The 17,317-nt window shown below is 71.9% G+C and carries 13 protein-coding genes; 5 read left to right on the top strand and 8 right to left on the bottom strand.

Annotated features, from left to right (window positions below; translation table 11 throughout):
- The first annotated feature begins 4 nt into the window (after positions 1-4).
- Positions 5-2,836, top strand: coding sequence for a stealth conserved region 3 domain-containing protein (locus ABZ484_RS07940; protein WP_358865025.1), 2,832 nt, complete (start codon positions 5-7; stop codon positions 2,834-2,836).
- 81 nt (positions 2,837-2,917) lie between these two features.
- Here the strand turns inward: ABZ484_RS07940 and ABZ484_RS07935 are convergent, their stop codons facing one another.
- From ABZ484_RS07935 to ABZ484_RS07920, 4 genes are all read right to left on the bottom strand, one after another.
- Positions 2,918-5,419, bottom strand: coding sequence for a glycoside hydrolase family 172 protein (locus tag ABZ484_RS07935; protein WP_358865024.1), 2,502 nt, complete (start codon positions 5,417-5,419; stop codon positions 2,918-2,920).
- Between the two features lie 72 nt (positions 5,420-5,491).
- Complete coding sequence (locus tag ABZ484_RS07930; protein WP_358865023.1) at positions 5,492-6,484, bottom strand: substrate-binding domain-containing protein; 993 nt, start codon at positions 6,482-6,484, stop codon at positions 5,492-5,494.
- Between the two features lie 3 nt (positions 6,485-6,487).
- Positions 6,488-7,600, bottom strand: coding sequence for an ABC transporter permease (locus ABZ484_RS07925; protein ID WP_358865022.1), 1,113 nt, complete (start codon positions 7,598-7,600; stop codon positions 6,488-6,490).
- Positions 7,597-9,300: a sugar ABC transporter ATP-binding protein gene (locus ABZ484_RS07920; protein ID WP_358865021.1), complete on the bottom strand. Its 1,704-nt coding sequence runs from the start codon at positions 9,298-9,300 to the stop codon at positions 7,597-7,599. Before ABZ484_RS07920 ends, ABZ484_RS07925 begins: the two co-directional genes overlap by 4 nt.
- A gap of 270 nt (positions 9,301-9,570) precedes the next feature.
- Between ABZ484_RS07920 and ABZ484_RS07915 the strand changes: the two genes are divergently transcribed.
- From ABZ484_RS07915 to ABZ484_RS07900, 4 genes are all read left to right on the top strand, one after another.
- Entirely contained in the window at positions 9,571-10,722 is a 1,152-nt protein-coding gene (locus ABZ484_RS07915; RefSeq protein ID WP_358865020.1) for an FAD binding domain-containing protein, read from the top strand.
- 126 nt (positions 10,723-10,848) lie between these two features.
- Entirely contained in the window at positions 10,849-13,230 is a 2,382-nt protein-coding gene (locus ABZ484_RS07910; RefSeq protein ID WP_358865019.1) for a SpoIIE family protein phosphatase, read from the top strand.
- Between the two features lie 114 nt (positions 13,231-13,344).
- Complete coding sequence (locus tag ABZ484_RS07905) at positions 13,345-13,716, top strand: hypothetical protein (RefSeq protein WP_358865018.1); 372 nt, start codon at positions 13,345-13,347, stop codon at positions 13,714-13,716.
- 90 nt (positions 13,717-13,806) lie between these two features.
- Positions 13,807-14,190 carry an STAS domain-containing protein gene (locus ABZ484_RS07900; protein WP_358865017.1) on the top strand — a complete coding sequence of 128 codons (384 nt, stop codon included), beginning with the start codon at positions 13,807-13,809 and terminating at the stop codon, positions 14,188-14,190.
- 259 nt (positions 14,191-14,449) lie between these two features.
- Here the strand turns inward: ABZ484_RS07900 and ABZ484_RS07895 are convergent, their stop codons facing one another.
- The 4 genes from ABZ484_RS07895 to ABZ484_RS07880 form a co-directional block, all read right to left on the bottom strand.
- Entirely contained in the window at positions 14,450-15,214 is a 765-nt protein-coding gene (locus ABZ484_RS07895) for an alpha/beta hydrolase (RefSeq protein ID WP_358865016.1), read from the bottom strand.
- Positions 15,215-15,427: 213 nt separating this feature from the next.
- Positions 15,428-15,841: a YrdB family protein gene (locus ABZ484_RS07890; RefSeq protein ID WP_358865015.1), complete on the bottom strand. Its 414-nt coding sequence runs from the start codon at positions 15,839-15,841 to the stop codon at positions 15,428-15,430.
- A complete protein-coding gene (locus ABZ484_RS07885; protein ID WP_358865014.1) occupies positions 15,838-16,338 on the bottom strand; it encodes a GNAT family N-acetyltransferase in 501 nt (166 codons plus the stop codon). Before ABZ484_RS07885 ends, ABZ484_RS07890 begins: the two co-directional genes overlap by 4 nt.
- Positions 16,339-16,378: 40 nt before the next feature.
- Entirely contained in the window at positions 16,379-17,302 is a 924-nt protein-coding gene (locus ABZ484_RS07880) for an SDR family oxidoreductase (RefSeq protein WP_358865013.1), read from the bottom strand.
- Between the last annotated feature and the right edge of the window lie 15 nt (positions 17,303-17,317).

Below are 17,317 nucleotides of genomic sequence, written 5' to 3'. Positions count from 1 at the left end.
ACCCATGAAGATCACCTTTCTGCTCACCTGGGGCGACGAGATGGGCGGCACGGAGCAGGCCGTCTACACCCAGGCGGCGCATCTGGCGCCCCGGCACACCGTCGAAGTGGTCAGCGTGTTCAGGACCCGGGAGCGCCCCTTCTTCACCGTGGACGAGCGGGTCGCCGTGCGCTACCTGGTGGACCGCACGGGCCGGACGGAGCGGCCGGTGCGGCACAGCGAACTGCGGGCCGAGGAGTGCCGTCGCCTGGCCGGCCTGCCGAGCGAACTGATCAACCCGAGGTGGGAGGCCACCTTCGACGCCCTCTCCGACATCGAGATGCACCGCACCCTGCGGACCCTCGACACGGACGTCCTCGTCACCACGTCGCCCGCGCTCATGTCCGCCGCCGCCGATCTGGTGCCGTCCCGTGTGATCACCGTCCACCAGGAGCACCGGCCGTCGCAGCTGCGCGGGGCCACGGGCGAGCCGCTGCTGCCGCGGGCCCCCGAGTTCGACGCCGTCGTGGTGCTGACGGAACGTACGAGGCAGTGGCTGGAGGAGTCGCTCGGCAAGGCGGCACCGCGCCTGGCGGCCATCCCCAACGCCATCCCCGAGGGGTTCCGCCCCCGCTCCAGCCTGACGGGCAAGAGCATCGTGATGCCCCGCCGGCTCGTCCCCGACAAGCAGGTCGACCACGCCGTCGTCGCCTTCTCCAGGGCGCTGCCCCGGCACCCCGGCTGGCGGCTGCGCGTCTTCGGAGACGGCCCGCAGATGTCCCGGCTGCGCAATCTGGTCCAGGGACTCGGCCTGCACGAGTCCGTCGAGATCCTGGGTCCCAGCCGGCACATGGCCGAGGAGTGGGCCAAGGCCAGCCTGACCATGTTGCCGTCACGGGACGGCGAGGCCTTCCCGCTGGTGCTCCTGGAGGCCTTCGCCGCCGGAGTGCCGGCCGTGGCCTACGACATCGTCACCGGACCCGCGGAGATCATCCGGCACGGGGTCGACGGACTGCTCGTCCCGCCCGACGACATCGACGGTCTCGCCGAGGCGATCTCCAAGCTGATGGAGGACAGGGAGCTCCTGTGCTCCTTCGGTGAGAAGGCCTACGAGGGGTCGGCTCGCTTCGCCGCCGACGTGATCGTCGAGCAGTGGGAGGAGCTGTTCACCGGCCTCGTCGGGCGGCGCGACTCCCCCGCGCGGCTGACCGAGCGGGCTGACCGCATGGCCCACCGCCTCGCCCACGGCGGCGCGGGCCGCTTCCACCCCGCGGTCGCGGCGGACCGGACCGCACCGTCCTCCGGCGACCAGCGGGCCCGCGAGGTGGTCATCGGGGCGTCCCACCGCTCCCTCGTCCGGTCCGGCGGCAGACTGTCGGAGGTCCGTGACGACCTTCAGGCCGCGGACATCAGCCAGCGGAATTTCGAGACCGTCGTCACCGCACTGCGGGAGCACGGCGTCCCCTTCGTGGTCCTGCGTGGCAAGGACGACACCCCGAGGTCCCGTGTGGCCGTCGACACCGAGCACCAGGTGCTGGTCCGCAAGGCGCTGGCCGCGACGTACGAGGGCAAGGCGGTGTACGCGGAGCTGCTCAAGCCCCGGACGCACGCCCCGGGTGTGCTCCTCGCCGAACGCCTCGGGGCCGTCGGGGAGGTCGCCGGTCTGCGCGTCTTCCGCCCCGTCGTGACCTCCAGTCGCACGCTGCGCTTCGGGCCCGCCTACGGCTGCGACGTGGAGTTCTGGCGCCGGGTGCCGGCGGAGGAGGGCGGGGACGGGCAGTTCGTCGCGCCGCTGCGCCCGAGCGCCGTGGGGCCCAAGCTGCCGTCTCTGACCGCCGACGCCACGCTGAGGGTGCGCGACCGCGATCACCCCACGCTGGAACCGTTCACCAAGACGCTGGTGAACGACATCACCTTCCCGATCGACGTCGTCTACACCTGGGTCGACGACTCCGACCCCGAGTGGCAGCGGCGGCGGGCCCGGCGACGCGAGGACCTCGGACTGCCGTCCGGGGCCGACGGTGACGAGGCCGCCAGGTTCCGCAACCGGGACGAGCTGCGCTACTCCCTGCGCTCCCTCGCCATGTTCGCCCCCTGGGTGCGGAAGGTCTACGTGGTCACCGACGACCAGACGCCGAAGTGGCTGAACACCACGCACCCGGGCCTTCAGGTCGTGTCACATCGCGACATATTCTCCGACGCCGGCTGCCTGCCGACCTTCAACTCCCACGCCATCGAGACGCAGTTGCACCACATCGACGGCCTGTCCGAGCACTTCCTGTACCTCAACGACGACGTCTTCATCGGCAGACCGCTCGGTGCGCAGAAGTTCTTCCTGCCGAACGGCATGAGCCGCTTCTTCTGGACTCCGACATCCGTACCGGTCGGCGAGCCGACGGAAGCGGACGACGAGGGCTACTTCGCCGCGGCCAGGAACAATCGCAGACTGCTTCAGGACCGCTTCGCGGTGACGGTGACCCATGGATTCGCGCACGCCCCGTGCCCTCTCCGCAAGAGCGTGCTGGAGCGGATCGAAGCGGACTTCGGCGAGGACGTGGCCCGTACGGCGGCGAACCCGGTGCGCGGCCGGCAGGACATCTCCATGGCGGCCTCCCTGCACCATCACTACGGCTATGTCACCGGCACCGCCGTGCCCAGCGGCATCCGCTGCGCCTACATCGACGTGGGCACCTACGCACGTCATCCGGAGCTGACGCGCCTGCTCACGATCCGCGGGCACGACGTCTTCTGCCTCGGCGAATCCCAGGACGCCGAGGTCCCGGCCCAGGAACAGGCCCGCATCATCGCCTCGTTCCTGCCGGCGTACTTCCCGATCAGGAGCCCGTTCGAACGCTGAACGGGGGGATCGGTCCGCCGCGCGGACCGATCGGGCGGCCTCCGTCGCCGGGGCCGCCCGTCCGTCCGGATGGGGAGTGACTCAGCTCAGGCTGTACGCGGTGTACGAGGCGGCCGACCAGTCGGGGGCGCCCGCAGGCGGTGTCAGGGTGATCGTGAGGGCCTTCCCGCCGTGGGTGACGGAGGACGGGATCAGGTAGGTGTCGTCCAGCCAGCGGCGCTCGCCGTTGCCGAGAGGCTGGTACCAGTCCGGGAGCCGGTGGCCGTTCACCCTGACCTCGACCTGTTGGTGTGCGGCCTTCTGGTCGGAGGTGCGGCGCAGCTCGACCCCCTTGTTGCCGGGGTCGACGGCGAGGACGAAGCCGACGGGGGCGTGGGTGGCGCGGGTCGTGGCCGTCAGATGGGCGGGGTCGCGCCGGTCTCCTTCGAAGACGGAGTCGAGGGTGGTGGCCGGCCCGGGGTCGGCCGAGGTGTAGTGGTGGGCGTTCTCGTCGCCGGGGTCGCCGATGCGCAGGCTGTCCGTGCGGTGGGCGCTCGGCCCGTCGGTGCCGTACCAGTAGGCGGTCGACGCGTAGTCGGCCTGCTTGTCGTTGACGGGGCCGTGTTCGATGGAGTACTCGATGGAGCGGGTGAACGGAACGGCGTCGTGGATCTGCAGCCGGTACGCGCCGGTGCAGTCGCGGTCGGCGGCGCACCCCGTGGAGGCGCCGAGGTGCGTCGGGTTGCCGTTGAACGGCTGGGTGTAGGTGTCGCGGTTGAAGTACCAGCCGCTCTGGTAGAAGTCCTCGGTTCCGGTGCCGTGGAGCTGCGGGGTGCGGGAGCCGTCGACGTGGACGCGCTCGTCGCCCTCCAGGTAGTTGCGGTTGGTCTCCCCGGTCATGGTGTGGCTGACGCCGACGAACTTGCCCCGGCCGTCGGCGCTCAGGAAGGGCCAGCTCTCCCCGTCGGTGGTGGGCCCGGCGTGGGACTGGGTCCGGAAGTAGCCCTCGGTCTTGTCCCGCACCGCGCGGGCGTGGGCGGCGGAGGGCGCGGAGGTGACGGCCGCGGTGCCCGTGGTGACAGCGGTGCCGGAGCCGTTGTACAGCTGGACCTCGGCGCTCCGGGCGAACGGCATCGGCCACCACGCCCTGAAGGCACGTGAGTCGGGGTCGATGCCGAACATCAGGGACCGGACGGGCGCCAGGGCGTGCCCGGACCCGAAGAACTCGCCCAGGGGTGAGTCGACGGTGCGGTGACCGTCGAAGGAGATGCGCAGGCGCAGACCCTGAAGGAGTTTCTGAGTCGCGGCGAGCCGGGCGCGCTGCTCGTCGTCGAGCGGGTAGCCGAAGGTGCGTTCACCCTGCCAGGTGGGCGCGGTGATGCGGTACGCGTGGTCCTGTTCGGAGGCGGGTGTGCCGACGTCGACCGTGTCGGTGCGGTGGGTCTGTCCCCCGGTCGCGCTGTCGGCCCAGTAGGTGAACTCGTTGTAGTCCAGGTCCGAGGACACGAAGACGTTCTTGACGGTGATACAGGACTTTCCGGCGGTCAGGGACGCGGGCAGGCGCACGCTCTGCTCGGCCCACAGTCCGCCGCCGAGGGGCTCGTTCGGGCTCCACCGGCCGGCGAGGCGGCCGTCCACGTACACGTCGGCGACCTGGTGGCCGATCCCCGGGTCCAGCCGGCGGGTGAGGGTGACTCCTTGGTTGGCGGGGTCCACGGCGACGGTGAACTCGCTGGAGCCTCCCGTGCCGAAGGCCCGTCCGTTGTCGGTCTCGGTGCGCGGGGTGACGTAGGACGCCTGGGGCAGCCGGATGTCGAGTGCGGTGAGCAGCCCAGGGGCGGTCACCTTCGCGAGGGTCTGGGTCTGTCCGGGGGCGAGGTCGAGGGTGCGTGCGGTGGTGCGGGCGCCGGGCAGCGCGGGCTTGGGGTCTTGTGTCCCGGCCGCCTTGAGTCGGTCGACGACGTCCTGGGCGGGGTCGGAGGGGTCGAAGGTGGTGACGCCGTCGGCGTCCGCGAAGGTGCGGTAGGAGACGTGGTAGAAGAGCGGGTTGTGCTCGGTGGTGATCCGCATGGACCGGCGGAAGGTCATGGGCACTTCGATGAGCACGCCGCCCGAGGAGGCGTCGGCGTCGGCCACGAGCGGCGCCGTGAACGGCGCGCCCAGCTTTCCGTCGACGACGTCCTGCAAGGGTGCGTGCACTACGGTCCGGCCGTCGAGTTCGACGGTGATGGTGCCGGTCCTGGACACGTCGCCGCCGTCGCGGGTGAACCAGATCGCCCCGATCTCGCCCGGCCCGCTGTGCTCGGCGATGACGCAGCCCTCGGTGGTCGTCCGCAGACAGGAGTACGTTCCGTCGAAGCCGTCGTCGTTGCCGCCGGAGCGGTCGAAGCCGGAGAACTGCTGGGTGCGGACACCGCTCGGCAGCTCGCCCAGCCGGTCGAGGTGCCGGTAGGTGTCCCATCCGACGGGGCCGTGGGTGCCCGGCGCGGTGTGCCGGGCCGCGGGGGCGTCGGCGGCGGTGGCCGTCGCCGCGCCGGGTGTGAGCGTGGCCGCGACGGCGACGGCCACCGCGGCCACCCGGCGTGCCCATGTCTCAGCCTTCATGGCGTCCTCTCATGGCGTCCCTTCCTGACAAGCGCCCGGTGGGCGCGGTGGCGTGCGCTGCGACGGCTTTGGTCAGCCGGTCTTGGAGCTCATGTCGAACTCGTCGTAGACCTGGGCGGCGTTCGCCTGGGTGATCTCCACGGTGCCCAGGGTCTGCTTCTTGGTGACCTTCCGGTGCTGCGAGAGGGCGTACGCGGCCTCGGCGGCCTCCTTGGCGCCGGTCGGGTAGACGAACGTGGTCAGCAGGTGGCCCTGCTGCACGGCGCGGATGCCGCCGTCGGGGATCGCCAGGCCGTCGATGCCGATGAACTTCATGCTGTCGGCCTTGCCGGCGCCGGCCGCCGCGCCGTAGGCGCCGATCGCCATGTCGTCGTTGTGGGCGTAGACGAGGTCGATCTTCGTGCCGCGGGCCAGCCACTGGTTCATGACCTGGATGGCGTTGGGCCGCGTCCACTTCGCCTCGCGCGACTCCACGATCTTGATGTCGTGTCCGGCGATGGCGTCGCGGAAGCCCTTGTCGCGGTCGATCTGCGGCTGGGCGGAGAGCACACCGCGCAGTTCGGCGACGTTGCCGCCGCTGGGGAGCGCCTTCACCGCGGCCTCGCCCGCCTTCTTGCCGATCTGGTAGTTGTCGCCGCCGATGAAGGCCGTGTAGCAGTCGGTGTTGACGGTGCGGTCCAGGATGATCACGGGGATGCCGGCCTTGCAGGCCTGCTCGACGGGCGGGGTGAGCGGGGCGGGCTCGTTGGGCGAGACGATCAGCAGGTCGACCTTCTGCTGGATGAAGCTCTGCACCTGGCTGACCTGCGTCGCGTTGTCCTGCTTGGCGTCGGTGATGGGCAGGAGCTTCAGGTTCTTGTGCTGCTTGACGTAGTACTGGAGCTGTTTGTTGAGCTGCTGGCGGTACGGCTCGGCGTTGTTGGACTGCGAGTAGCCGATGACGAACTGGCCGCTGTCACCCTTGTCGCCGCCGGTGCTGCTCGCGGTGTCCGTCTTGGAGGCGCAGCCGGAGGCGAGCGCCGCGACGCACAGGGCGGCGACGGCGGTGAGTGCTTTTCTGGTCATGCCCTACTTCTCCTCGGTCAAGCGGTCGGTGCGGGTGCGGTGGGTGAGGCGGCGGCGCAGTCCGCCCAGCAGGTCGGGGCGTTGCAGGACGACCGCGAAGACGACGATCGAGCCCTTGATGACCAGCTGCCAGTTGTCGCTGACGGCGTTCAGGCCGAGCACGTTGTCGAGCAGGGTGAGGATCAGCGCGCCGACGAACGTGCCGGCGATGGTGCCCTTGCCGCCGGCGAGGCTCGCCCCGCCGATGACGGCCGCGGCGATGGCGTCGAGTTCGTAGCCGTTGCCGGCCATGGGGTCGGCGGAGGCGCTGTACGCGGCGTCGATGGGCCCGGCGAACCCGGCGAGCATCCCGGACAGGGTGAACACGGCGACGACGACGAAGGTGACGTTGATGCCGGACAGGCGGGCGGCGGTGGGGTTGCCGCCGACGGCGTAGATGTGCCGCCCGAACCGGCTTCTGGACAGCACCAGATGGAAGACGACGCAGACCACGAAGAAGGCGAGCACGGGGAAGTAGATGCCGTCCGGGCCGAGAATGCCGACGAGGACGTTGTGCCCCGGGGTCCCCAGGCTCTGGAACGCCTCGGAGTTCGGCGTGAGTTTGCCGTCGGACCCGGCGACGGTGGTGCCGACGGAGGCGTTGTCGGAGAGCTGTCGGTCCAGGCCGCGGGCGATGGACAGCATGGCGAGCGTCATCACGAACGACTGGATGCGCAGCCAGGTGGTGCCCACGCCGTTGACGACTCCGAAGGCCGCGCCGATGAGCATGCACAGGGGGACGATCTGCCAGACCGGCATGTCGTGGTGGAAGAGCATCATCGCCGCGGCCATGGACGCGAACCCCATGAGGGAGCCGACGGACAGGTCGATCCCGGCGGTGATGATGACCAGGGTGACGCCGACGGCGAGGATGCCGCGCGAGGCGAAGTTGCCGATGGCGTTGGTGAGGTTGGTCTGGTCGAGGAAGATGTCGCCCTTGGTGGCGACGCCGACCGCGAAGATGAGGACCAGGCCGATATAGCTCTGCAACGACCCGAAGAGCGGCAGCAGCCGTCGCAACCGCCCGGGTGCGGCGGCGCCCGAGGTGTCCGGGGCGGCCTTGAGAACGCTCGTCATGAGCGGGGCTCCTTGGGGTGGAGTTCGTTGGAGTCGGTGTCGGGTGGGGCATCGGACGCGGTGCCGGATGGGGGGCGGGGCACGGCACCGGTTCCGGGGCCGTGGGCCCGTGGTACGCCGGCGGGTCCGGCCGCAGGCGCGGCGGCCACCGTGCGCCGGGCCATCGCCGCGGTGAGGATCGCCTCCTGGTCGGCGACCGGGCCGCGCGCCGGGTCCCGGTGGAACTCGCCGGTGAGGCGGCCCTCGCAGAGCACGAGGATCCGGTCGCACATGCCGATGAGTTCCGGCAGTTCCGAGGAGACGGCGAGGATGGCGGTGCCCTGGGCGGCGAGGCGGTCCATCAGGGCGTGGATCTGGGCCTTGGCGCCGATGTCGATGCCGCGGGTCGGCTCGTCCACGAGCAGCACACCCGGCCGGGTCAGAAGGCACTTGGCGAGCACGACCTTCTGCTGGTTGCCGCCGGACAGCAGCCCGACGGAGGTCTCCAGGCCGGGCGTGCGGACCGCGAGCGCGGTCATCTGCTCGCGTACGGCAGCGGTCTCGCGCCGGCGTCGTACCGTGCGCCACGGCGTCGCGAACCGGCGGAGCGCGGCGAGCGAGCTGTTGAAGCGGACCGTGTTGCCGAGCACCAGGCTCTGCGCCTTGCGGTCCTCCGCGACGAGCGCGAGGCCGCTGCGGATCGCGTGCCCGGGGCTGCGGGGCACGTAGCGGCGGCCGTCGAGCGTGAACTCGCCGCGGGCCGTTGTCCCGTACTGTCCGAAGACGGCTTGGAGCACCTCGCTGCGGCCGGCCCCCATGAGGCCGGCGATGCCGACGATCTCCCCGGGGGCCACGGTCAGGTCGACGCCGTGCACGGCGGGGCTCCCGTCCGGCGGCGTGACGGTCAGGCCGCGCACCGTCAGCCTCGGTGGCGTGCTCGGGGCCTGCTCCGGGCGGCGTGGATAGAGCTCGTCCAGCGGCCGTCCGACCATGAGGCGGACGAGTTCGGCACGGCTGGTGCGTGCCATGGCGCGGCGGCCCGTGCACGTGCCGTCGCGCAGCACGGTCACCGAGTCGGCGATCTCCTCCAGCTCCTCCAGGCGGTGCGAGATGTAGACGATGCCCACGCCGCGGGCGGTGAGGCCGCGGATCACCTCGTGCAGGCGGCGTACCTCCGCGTCCGCGAGCGCCGAGGTCGGCTCGTCCATCACCAGCAGCCGGACATCGAGACCGAGGGCCTTGGCGACCTCGATGAGCTGCTGCTCGGCGATCCGGCAGTGTTTGACGGCGCGCCGCGGCGGCACGTCGAGGCCGAGTCCGGCGAGCAGCTCGGCGGTGCGGGCCTCCATCTCCTTGCGGCGTACCGTGCCGCGGGCCGTGGTCGGTTCCCGGCCGAGGAACACGTTCTCCGCCACCGACAGCTCCGGCACCAGGTTGAGCTCCTGGTGGATCATGGCGATGCCGTGGCGTGCCGCGTCCCGGGGCGCGTGGATGGCGACCGGTTCGCCCCGGCACTCGATGGTCCCCTCGTAGTCGGCGTGCACGCCCGCGAGGATGTTCATCAGGGTCGACTTCCCGGCGCCGTTCTCGCCGAGCAGCGCGACGACCTCTCCCGCGTGCACCGTGAGATCGACGCCGTTCAGCGCTCTGACGCCCGGGAACGACTTGCCGATGCCCCGCATGGCGAGCAGGGGCGGCGACACCCTTCCGACCGTGGTCACAGGCACTCCTGAGCGATTTGAGACGAAACCGATTTCAGACGTATTTGAAGAGGAATGTCGAGCAGGGAAAGCCGAATGAAGGGCGGTGCGGGCCGGAGCGCGCGTTGGCCACTGAAATCCATTTCACGCGAAGGTAGGTTCTTGCCAGGGACGTGTCAAGACTGCGGGAGGCGACTACCGGGAGGTGTCGGGGACGGCCGGTGGCACGCCGACTGGCGGTGCGTTCACCGGTGCAACACGATGAAACGTGAAGGTGGAGGTGGTCTGTCCGTGTCTGCTGCGCGACACCCCTCGCGGGTGGCCGAGACTCCCGTCCTGCCGGAACGCGGTCCCGGCCCCGTGAAGGTCACCCTGACGGTCAACAGCACCGAGCACGCGCTGGAGATCGAACCACGGGTCAGCCTCCTGGACGCGCTGCGCGAGCGCCTTCATCTGACGGGCGCGAAGAAGGGGTGCGACCAGGGGACCTGCGGCGCGTGCACGGTCTGGGTCGACCAGCGCCGTACCCTGTCCTGCCTCACGCTGGCCATCACCTGCGAGGGGCGCGAGGTGACGACCGTCGGAGGCCTGGCCGAGGACGGCGAACCGCACCCCATCAACAACCTGCCGCTCACCCGGATCGAGGACCGGCCCGACGGCGGCCTGTACATCGGCGCCCTGGCCCGCATGAGCGACGTGGCCGAGGCGCCCATGGTGCGGGAGAGGTTCCCGCTGGTCCGCGAAGCCCTCGTGCTCGGCGCCTTCGCGCAGTTGCGCAACATGGCCGGCACGGGCGGCAACATGGTGCAGCGCACCCGCTGCGCCTCCTTCCGCGACGCCGCCTCGCCGCGCAACAAGCGTGAACCGGGCAGCGGTTGCGGTGCCCTGGACGGCTTCAACCGCGGTCACGCCGTCCTCGGGGTCAGCGACCACTGCATCGCCACCCACCCCTCCGACGTCGCCGTACCGCTGACGACCCTGGATGCCCGCGTCCACACCGAGGGGCCTCGCGGCCGGCGCGTGTACGCCCTCGACGACTTCTTCCCCGAGCCCGGCGACACCCCGCATCTGGAGCATCCGATCGAGCACGGCGAGCTGGTCGTCGGCATCGAGGTCCCCGGCATGCCGGCGGCCCGTACGTCGCTCTGCCTCAAGGTGCGCGACCGCGAGTCCTACGAGTTCGCCCTGGCCTCCGTCGCGGCCGTGGTGCCCATGAACGACGGCGTGATCGGTGACGTACGGCCGGCCCTGGGCGACGTGGCCACCACGCCCTGGCGGGCCCGCCGCGCGGAGAAGATCCCGCGGGGAGCGCCCGCCGGGCGCGAGGTCTTCGAGCGGGCCGCCCGCGAGGAACTGCTGCCCGCCCGCACCACGCCGCTCAACGCCTTCAAGGTCGAGTTGGCCCGGCGGACCATGGTCCGCGCCCTGGAGGACCTGCTCTGACACACCGGATCACACCGCTTCACACCGGTTCACACCCCTTCACACCGCTTCACACCGGGGTGAAGGGTCACTCCGGGCGAGACGGAAGGGACGACCGCACCGGACCTCGAGAACAGTGGGACGATCATGAGCGAGTCGACAGGCGGCACCCGCCGGACGGGTGGCTCCGCGCAGGGCACGACGGGCCCGGCGTCTGTCCTGGTCGATGACCAGGGCATGGTCGTCGAGTGGAGTCCGGCCGCCGAACGCCTGCTGGGCTATCCCGCGCGGCGGATCGTCGGCCGGCCGGCCAAGGAACTGCTGGTCACGGATGCGCCGGGAGACGGAGCGGCCTCCGACGTCGTGCTCCGCCACCACGACGGGCACCACGTCGGCTGCCGGGTGCGGGTGCGTGCCGGACAGCGGGGTCGGGCCACGGCCTGCTGGAGGGTCGACGTGTTCCCGAGCGGGGCGTACGACGCGTCCACGTCCGCCGTCGACCGGGCGCTGCTCGAGGCGTTGTTCACCCGTTCTCCTATCGGCCTGTTCCTCCTGGACCCTCAGTTGCGTCTGATGCGGTACAACGGCGTGGCGGAAGGCATGCAGGGCGTCCGGGTGACCGAGGGGCTGGGGCTGCGGCCCACCGAGGTGTGGCCCGACTTCAACGCCGAGCTGGCCGAGCGGGTGATGACTGAGGTCCTGGAGAGCGGCGAGCCGGTCCTCTCCTTCGAAAAGCGCGGTCGTCCGCCCGGTGACCCCGGCCGTGAGCACGTCTACGAGGCGTCCGCGTTCCGTCTGGAGGACCCGGACGGCCGTGTCCTCGGGGTGGCCGACGTGGTGGTCGACATCACCGAGCGGCACCGGGCCCGGGAGCGGCTCGCTCTGGTCGCCGAGGCCGGTTCCCGGATCGGGACCACCCTCGGTGCGCTGGACACCGCGGCGGAACTGGCCGATGTGACGGTGCCGCGGCTGGCCGACAGTACGACGGTGGATCTCATCGAGCCGGTGCTGTCCGGCGAGGATGTGCCCGCCGGGCCGGGCACGGCGGGCTGGGCCCTGCGGCGCGCCGCGTCGCGGTCCCTCCGCGGCGACGGTCGTTCCGGTGCGTACGGGATCGGTGAGGTCAGCACCATGCCCGGCGATGCGCCGGCCGCCCAGGTCCTGACCGATCATGAACCGCGTCTGGTGCATGTGGTCGGGGAGGACGACGCGTGGCTGCGGAGCGACCCGGTCCGCGGCCGGCGGATGCGCGAGGAGGGGGTCCACTCGCTCATGGCGGTCCCGCTGCTGGTGCGCGACCGCGCGCTGGGCCTCGTCACGTTCTACCGGTGGACCGCACGCGGCGCGTTCGAGGACGACGACCTCACCCTGGCCCAGGACCTCGCCGCCCGCGCCGCCGTCGCCCTGGACAACGCCCGCCGGTATGTGCGTGAACGCAACACCGTGCTGTCGCTGCAACGCGGTCTGCTCCCACGGGACCTCCCCGCCGCGGACGCGGTACGGGCGGCACACCACTGGGTGCACTCGGGCGCGGGCGGCGACTGGACCGATGTCATCACCCTTCCGGGAGCCCGTGTGGCCCTCGTGGCGGGCAGCACCCCCGGCCGCGGTGTGCGCACCGCGGCGACGATGGGGCGGCTGCGCACGGCCGTGCACACGCTGGCCGCCCTCGATCTGGCACCGGACGAGCTCATGGCCCGCCTGGAGGACCTGGTCCGGCAGATGGACATCGAGACCGCCGACCCGGACAGCGGCAGCCCCGTCGGCGCCACCTGCCTCTACCTGGTCTACGACCCCGTCACCTGCCGCTGCACCGGTTCCGCCGCCGGTGCCGCGGGCCTGGCCGTGGTGGCTCCGGACGGCACCGTGGCCTTCCCCGACGTCCCTGCCGGGCCACCGCTCGGCCGGCCCGGACCTCCGCTGACGAAGACCACCCTGACGCCGGCCGAGGGGAGCCGGCTGGTCCTCTTCACCCCGGGGCTGCTCCAGGCGTTCCCGGACGAGACCGGTCGCGCCGCGCTCGCGCGCGTGCTGGCCGCGTCCCCCCTGTCCCCGCAGGACCTGTGCCTGAAGGTCACGGAGGAACTGGTTCCCGCCGATCCGCCGGACGACGCGGCGGTCCTGGTCGGCTGCACGCGGCCGCTCGATCCCGCGCGCGTCGCCACCTGGGTGCTGCCCGCCGACCCGGCGGCCGTCGCCACCGCCCGCTCGCTCACCGCCCGCCAATTGCGCACCTGGGCCATGGACGACGAGCTGTTCTCCACGGAGCTGATCGTCAGCGAACTCGTCACCAACGCCATCCGCTACGCCGCGCCGCCCGTGCGACTGCGTCTGATCTGCGACCGGACGCTGAGCGTCGAGGTCTCCGACGGGAGCAGCGCCGCGCCGTACCTGCGGCACGCCCGCACGACCGACGAGGGCGGCCGCGGTCTGCTGCTGGTCTCGCAGTTCGCGCAGCGCTGGGGAAGCCGCTTCGAGGACCAGGGCAAGACCATCTGGGCCGAGGAGCCCCTCACCTCGGCGGCATGACCGGCATGACCGGCACCTGCGATGCCGCGCAGTTCGCGTCGCGACTCTGGACAATCTCCCTATATAGCCGTAAATCGTAAATCGGGGCACTGGCATGCCGAGGGAGGATGTCTCATGATCACCGAACTCGCCGTGGAGCGCGTCGAATTCGCCTGCGGTCACTGCTGGCACAAGTGGAGCGTCGACTACGACGTGCAGCACGACCGCGACGAGCAGGGCGACGAGTGGGAGTACTTCATCCGCGACGGGCAGGGCGTGCCGTCGCCCTACGACCCGCGGGGCGCTCCCCCGTGCCCGCTGTGCGGCCGGCACTGGGTGGGCCGCCTGGTCGCCCGCCGGCCGGTGCCCCTCGCCCGGGAGACGGCCGACGCCCCGCGCTACAAGATCGCCCCGCTCGCGGAGCACCGCCCCGACCGGCACACGGCGCCGCCCCTGGAGGCGCACGCCCACGCACAGCCGCGGCAGGACCTGGACCGTTCCGTGTGAGGGGCGCCCCAGGACGAGCGAGACCGGACCGGCGAGAGGACAATCGACGGTGTCGGCGACACGGCAGCAGCAGGAGACGGAGAGACGATCATGGCTCTGTTCCTGGCGTCGCACTGGGAGAACGGCTGGGCCGTGATGGAGGTTAGGGGGGTACTGGACACCACCACCGCCGAGGAGCTCCGCGACTTCGTGGCCGCCGTGACCGCGAAGCACAAGCACCTGCTCAATCTGATCGCGGACCTCTCCGAGCTGACGTACACGGACGCGGACGCGCTGAGCCCTCTCGCGACCGCCCACACGATGCTGGAACGCGACGGCGGGGAGCTGCGCCTGGTCTGTCCCGAAGGCCGGGTGGAGCGGGTCCTTCAAGCCAGCGGGCTCGCCCGGGTCCTGCCCGTCTACCCCTCCCTCGACGCGGCCCTCGCGGCCGGACGACCGACCGGGGGCGAGGGGAAACGGGACCCCGCTCGGTGATCGCCCGCCGCGCGCCGTCGGGCGGGCGGGCGGCGGGCGTCGGGCCGCGCGCCGTCGGGCGGCGGGCGGCGGGCGTCGGTATCGGCGTCCGGGGCATCGGCGGCCGGGGCGGGCGTAGGCGTCCGGGGCATCGGCGGCCGGGGCGGGCGTAGGCGTCCGGGGTACCGGTGTCCCTGGGTACCGGTGTCCGCGGTGGGTACCGGTGTCCGCGGTCTGTACCGGTGTCCGGCGCTCGGGCCGGACACCGACACCACTCAGATCATTCCGGTGACGGGGCGGTGCGCCCCAGGTGCCGGGCGAAGAACCGGACCGCGCTGTCGCTCTCGAACCTGGGCAGTTCCTTGTGCCTGCCCGCGTTGACGTGCAACGTCTTCTCCCGCGAGGCGAAGGCGTCGAACAGCGCCAGACCGGACTCGCGCGGGATGTGCTCGTCGTCCCACTGGAGCATGAACTCGATCGGTACGGTGATCCGCTTCGCCGTCTCGGCCAGGGCATCGGGCCAGTGGAGACCGAAGACCGCGGCGGTGATCCTGGGATCGGCCGCCACGAACGGCACGCCGATCGCCGTGGCCATGTTCAGCCCGAAGTAGCCGACCGGCCCTTTTGCGCCGATCTCCGGCAGTTCCTGGAGGGCGTCCAGGGTCGCCCGCCACTCGGGTACGGCGCGCTCGGCCAGGTGGGCGTTGTAGCGGACGACGATCGGGCCCTCCGGCTCGCCCGCCTCCCTCGCCCGGTACAGCGCGGCGATCTCCTGCTCGTCGTACGGCGTGCGCGGCCGGTCGCCGTGACCGGGCGCGTCGATGACGGCGACATGGAAACCGCAGCCGGTCACCAGGCTGTGGGCTCGGCCCGTCATGGCCGGCCACCTCTTGTGAGTACCGCCTCCGTGGCCCATCAGCACCAGAGGCGCGCGATCGGGGCGGGACGCGGGCGACCAGAGCACGCCGGGGATCTCGCCCACGGTGAAGTCGCGTTCGAGGACGCCGTTCGCCGACGTCTGGGCGGTGAAGTGCACGGAATGCATGGGTTGTTGCCTTTCGGGAGTGCCTTCTCGAGGCGCTCCCGGCGGACACCTGTGTCAATCGCCCGACCGTGGGGAAGGAGGGAGCACCCACATCGTTACAGCGTTCATGGGTCTCACCTCCTCGTGCGGTGTCACGGTCGCCCGGAGGCTATCGCCCGAGCGTCGTCCCGCCCAACTCTTTTTCCCGACCCGGCAACGCGCACGCCCAGGTGGTCAGGCGTGGTCACCCGGCCCGGGGAGCCCGCTCGGCACCACGGTCCGCGGGGCGGCACGGAAGATCTCGGCCACCGCGATGTTGGCGACCGTCACCACCGCCACGGCACCCGCCGCGACGGGGTGACCCACTCCGTACAGGGCGGCGGCGCCGGCGCCGAACACCAGCGCCTTCACCGCCAGGACGAGCGGAAGCCGGGGCCGCAGCGGCGCCCGGGGAGCGGCGAACAACCCCCAGACCACCGCGGCCAGCAGGGGTGTTCCCACGCCGAGCAGGATCCGCGGGGCGCCCTCATGACCGGCACCGAATCCCCACCAGCCCAGAGAGCCGAGCGCCGCCAGCTCGAGCAGAAACGCCAGGGCTTCGTTGGCGGCGTACCAGGGCCGCGCACCGAGTCCGGCCGCATCAGTCATGTGTCCGGTCCCCCGCCATCCGATCCCTCCCGCTCCCCCTGCGGGCCCAGCATGACACGCCCGGGCTCGCGCACCATGAACACGTCCACGGGGTCCTCGGTCTCGACGGTGAACCCGTGCCGCTCGTACAGCCGTCGGGCGGGACTGCCCTGGAGCACGTTCAACCGGACGTGGATGCCGCCGCTGTCGCACCGCTGGAGCAGCTCGCGCAGCACGCCCGTGCCGATGCCGCTGCCCTGAAGACGCGCTGCCAGGTAGAAGTGCTCCAGCCAGTGGGCGCCCCGGTCCGGTCGCAGCGCCACACAGCCGGCGAACGAGCCGCCCACCTCGATCACCCAGGTGTGGGCGGGGTCGAATCCGTCCCGCAGCCGCTGACGTACGCGCCGCGCGTCGTACCGGCCGAGCCGTTCCAGGTCCGCCCGCAGCACCACGGCCCGCAACTCGGCCACCGCCTCGACGTCCGACACCGATGCCGGCCGAAGGCCCCAGTCCACCATGATCGCCAGGCTACCGCGCCGGGTTCACGCGCGGCAGCCGTCAGGAGCCGGTGGCGGCGGTGTGGAAGTAGTGGCCCTTGTCGAGGTCTTCGACGAGGCCGGGGCGGGTCGGCCGCCAGTCCAGCAGTTCGCGGGTGAGAGTGCTCGACGCCGGGCAGTCGAGTCCGAGGAAGCCGCCCAGCCAGGCGAAGTGCTCGGCCGCGGCTTCGGGGGCCACCGAGGTCACCGGCACGCCCAGGTGTCGGCCGATCACCTCGGCGACGTCGCGCAGCGCGACGCCCTCCTCGGCGGTGCCGTGCAGCACCGAGCCCGCCGGGGCCTTCTCGACCGCCAGGCGGAACAGCCGGGCGGCGTCGAGGCGGTGGACGGCCGGCCAGCGGTTGGCGCCGTCCCCGATGTAGCCGGAGACCCCCTTGGCCCGGGCGACGGCGACCAGGGACGCCATGAACCCGTTGTCCCCCTCGCCGTGGCAGGTCGGAGACAGCCGCACCACGGAGGATCGCACGCCCCGAGAGGCGAGTGCGATCACCGCCGCGGCGGTGGTCGCGCGGATGGAGACCGGTGAGCCGTCGGCCGTGGCCATGTCCCGCTCGGTCGCCACCTGCCCCGGCTTGAGGCCGGCGAGCCCGGAGGCGAGGACGAAGGGGCGGCCGGTGCCGGCCAGCGCGTCGCCGAGGGCGTCGACGGCGCGGCGGTCCGCGTGGGCGGCGCCCGCGAAGTCGCCGCCGAAGGCGATGTCGTGCTTGAAGGCGAGGTGGACCACGCCGTCCGACGCGGCGGCGGTGGCGCCCAGGACGTCGAGGTCGTCGACGGTGCCGCGGACCACGTCCGCCCCGGCGGCGGTGAGGGCGGCGGCGGAGGCGTCGGAGCGGGCGAGCCCGGTGACCTGGTGGCCCGCGTCGATGAGTTCGGGAACGAGGGCGGAGCCGATCCAGCCGGACGCCCCGGTCACGAAGATGCGCATGGGAGGTTCCCCAGA

This window comes from Streptomyces sp. NPDC006393 (assembly GCF_040628575.1).
GTDB lineage: Bacteria > Actinomycetota > Actinomycetes > Streptomycetales > Streptomycetaceae > Streptomyces.
The sequence above is the reverse complement of the archived record's forward strand: the minus strand, read 5'-3'. Positions and strand labels throughout refer to the sequence as shown.